3 protein-coding genes are annotated in these 3,441 nt (G+C 44.8%); all 3 read right to left on the reverse strand.

The features are described 5' to 3' along the window. Nucleotides 1-111 precede the first annotated feature (111 nt). Genes BN93_RS06265 through BN93_RS16670 form a run of 3 tightly spaced genes read right to left on the reverse strand, consistent with a single transcriptional unit; the run spans nucleotide 112 to nucleotide 3,356 of the window. Entirely contained in the window at nucleotides 112-1,143 is a 1,032-nt protein-coding gene (locus BN93_RS06265; RefSeq protein ID WP_019187481.1) for a tyrosine-type recombinase/integrase, read from the reverse strand. Further along, a complete protein-coding gene (locus BN93_RS06270; protein WP_019187482.1) occupies nucleotides 1,127-2,140 on the reverse strand; it encodes a tyrosine-type recombinase/integrase in 1,014 nt (337 codons plus the stop codon). The genes BN93_RS06265 and BN93_RS06270 overlap by 17 nt, the downstream gene beginning before the upstream one ends. After that, complete coding sequence (locus BN93_RS16670) at nucleotides 2,133-3,356, reverse strand: site-specific integrase (RefSeq protein WP_044260014.1); 1,224 nt, start codon at nucleotides 3,354-3,356, stop codon at nucleotides 2,133-2,135. The genes BN93_RS06270 and BN93_RS16670 overlap by 8 nt, the downstream gene beginning before the upstream one ends. Nucleotides 3,357-3,441 lie beyond the last annotated feature (85 nt).

The following is a 3,441-nucleotide window of genomic DNA, read 5'->3' on the forward strand; positions in this document are numbered from 1 at the left end:
TCACTATTATCCCCACTCCAAGATTATCCCAAGCCAATAACGATAAGTATTGATTATTAAGTATATAACATCATTACTTGCTATAATAGCTTGGGATAATATTTAATGATATTACTTCCGTGTAAACTGTTTTAACCAGTTTTTTATGTGGGACTTAGTTTCCCATTCTCCCTTCTCGGGACGTTCAGGGGTGATGTCTGCATATGCCTTCTCTAGCGCATCTCTCTTTTGCTTAGAGTCTGCACGAGCATATATTTCAGTAGTCTTGATGGACGCATGACCTAATATGTCCCGTATGTAGACAAGATTCACGCCGGCCTGCAACAGATGCATGGCTTTCGAGTGCCTGAAAGAGTGTGGGGATATTTTATCCGGGAGAAGTCCGGGGTGCTTAACCCTTACATCGTTTGCATACAATGTAATGATATGCGCTATTCCGGAGTTTGAGAGTTTCGCACCACGGTTATTGTAGAAGAGATACCTTCTCTCTCTTCCCGGCAAATCGAGTTTATGTTCGGACAGATACAGTTTCATTATGGATACCAGCCGCTTTTGTAATGGAACAACCCTCTTCTTACGGCCTTTTCCGAACAAAGTCACATATGCTGGCGGTTCCAGTGACAAGTCGGTTGGAGTAAGGTTGATGAGCTCCTGCACCCTGGCACCACTTTCGTAAAGTAGTGATAATATGGCAAGATGCCGTCTTCCCTGCATTGTGTCAGTCGGTATCTCTGCAAGTAGGGTTTTCATTGCTTCGATGCTCAATGAGGATATGGTGCCTGACGCTTTATGCTTGGCCTTTATTGTCATTATTTGTTGCCAACAACCGATTCTCTTAACGTCCTCGTATTGTAGATATTTGCAGAACGCATGTATCGCAGCAAGGCGTGCGTTACGCGTGTTGTCGGTGCATTTTCTTTCAGTCTGTAGCCAGTCTAAAAATCCTGTCGTGCAATCACGTGTAAGGTGTTTCAGCTCGATTCGTTCTGCCGGGATTTTCTCCACCTCCAACATATAGTCCAGCATCAAGTCAAACGTGTAGGCATAGCTCCTAAGAGTGTGGTGGCTAACGCCCCGCTCTTTCATCAGATAATCCGACAAGAAAATTGTAAGGTGCCGGGCAAAGTCAGTTTCTTTTTCCATAATACATGTTGTTTTTGTCAACATCCGGGAAGATGCCTCCAGTTGTAGAAGATATTATATCAATCACTTCGGGATAGAACTCACGCGTAAGCCTCAGATACCATTCCGTTTCCCTGACACCCGCATGGCCGAGGAGAACTGACAGGACTGGTAATCCGGCATACAGATCCACGCCTTCGGTTGCCATCTTTTGTAAGGTATGTACTGCGAACGTATGACGGAGGTCGTGAACCCGGGGGCCTTGTTTTTTGCCTTTGTGGGCTATCCCGCATTGCCGAAGTATCTTTTTGAAGAAAGTGTATGGCGTGGTTGCCGTGAACGGCTTTCCTTTTCCTGACACAAACAGGTGGCGTTCCGGCTTGCAGATTCCTTCCACCGGCATCAGGTCACGATATTTCATGTATTGTAACAATACCGCTTTCAATTCTGGATTCATGGGGATAATCCTCTCCTTGTCGTTCTTAGTCTTTGTCAATAAAATTGCATCTGACTGAAAATTGACGTCTCCATTCTTAATGTTAAGAGCCTCCGAGATTCGCATTCCGGTCGAATACAATAGCCGGAACAGGCATGGCATGCAGATAAGGCAACTTTTGGGACAGAAGCCTTTCTGTTCCGATTTGTCAATGGTTTCCATGATTCGATACATTTCTTCATGTGTGAACACATAGGGAAAGTACATGTTGGATGGACGCTTTGGAATCCTTGGCACAAAGCACTCTATGCCGAGTCTACACATGTATTTCAGGAACTGGATGAGTTGGGTATGTTTGGCATAGGATGTCCTGTCGCAGATGTTCCTTAGAGAGTTTTCCCACGCCGACACCATTCCTCTTGTGACATACAGCTCATTGAACCCGTTCTCCAACATGGCTTCGTCCCATTGCTGCAATGTGTGACGGTAAACATCCGAATTGACGACAAGATTGCCTTTCATTTTCAAGAACTCCAGTATGTACGGGGCAAAAGCGCTACGGAAGACGTATCCTTTATTCATAGAATATACCTCCTTTCTGCGTATAAAATCTTTCCGGGACCAACGAGGGCGAAAGCAATATAGACTTCAATTTCGCCAAGTCCACCCTCAAATAATTGGAGGTCGTTGCCGTGGACACATGCCCCAATGTACTGCTGATTATGGGTAATGGAGTCTCTTTGGACAGGAGCTGAGATGCAAGGGAATGTCTGAACGCATGAATACCGTGCCGACGACGCTGTATGTTTACACCTGACTGTTGGATAGCCTTCTGCAACCCAAGCCATACGGTATCACGCGACACTCCTTTGTATGGCGGACGCATTGAAATAAACACATGTTCATCATCCGAGGACGGTCTTTCTGCTTGAAGATAATCTATGATTGCATTTCCTACATCCGTCAGCAACGGAAGCACAACCTCGTGTTTTGTCTTGTATTGAATGATGGAAAAGGTGCTTTTATCCCAGTCCAGATTTGCGAAGCGAAGCCGGATTATATCCGACACTCTCAGCCCAAGCCTTGATGCCAGCAGAAACATCGCATACAGACGTCTGCCTCCGAAATTGCTCCTGTCAATGGAGTTTTCTATAAGGGCAATCTCGTCCTGATTGTAAACCGACGGTACTTTCTCCCGTTGTGGAGCCTTTACTGAATCAAGTAATGCCCCAAGGCTATACTTGACATGCCCTTCCGTCAAAAGATATTTGAAGAACATCTTCATTACATACAGTCGCTGTCCTCTGCTGTTTGTACTTGTGGAGATGAAATCGATGATGTGCGACTCTGTGATTTCAGCCACTTGCTTGACTCCTTTAATTTGAACCACTGCGATAAACTGGGATATTACACGTTGGTAAATCTCTATCGTTTTCGGGGAAACACGTTCCGAACGCTTTAGTTCAATAAGCCGTTTTGCCACTGCTCCTATTTCTCCAGGAAGTTCATGCCTTTGGCTTGGAGGACGATTTGCCATTATATGCCCATACCTTAACACCGAGTTCAACATGCCGATGCAACGATAGTGCTTTTCCCATTGGGTGTTTCTAGTAAGGCTTTCAAGAAAAGAGTCCCCAATGCCGGGATTATAGAACTCTACTCCTCGCTCTGACATGTAGGCGAGGATACCCCGTTCAAGATTCGATATGTGTGTGGCAATAGTGCTCTCACTATAGCCATTGCTTATCATCTCCTCCTGACAGGTAGTAATTAGTGATTTGATGTTTGTTTGTTTCATATTGAAAAATTTGTTGGTACTCTTCCAATATAGCACAATATTCTTATCCGCCAAACATTATCACCAGTAAATCTGATATACAGTT

The sequence above is a fragment of the Prevotella conceptionensis 9403948 genome (genome assembly GCF_000312305.1).
GTDB classification, from domain to species: domain Bacteria; phylum Bacteroidota; class Bacteroidia; order Bacteroidales; family Bacteroidaceae; genus Prevotella; species Prevotella conceptionensis.

What these genes read in the sequence shown, in the direction of transcription:
- BN93_RS06265 (WP_019187481.1), bottom strand. Translation starts at nt 1,143, where the DNA reads ATGGAAAAAGAAACTGACTTTGCCCGGCACCTTACAATTTTCTTGTCG.
- BN93_RS06270 (WP_019187482.1), bottom strand. Translation starts at nt 2,140, where the DNA reads ATGAATAAAGGATACGTCTTCCGTAGCGCTTTTGCCCCGTACATACTG.
- BN93_RS16670 (WP_044260014.1), bottom strand. Translation starts at nt 3,356, where the DNA reads ATGAAACAAACAAACATCAAATCACTAATTACTACCTGTCAGGAGGAG.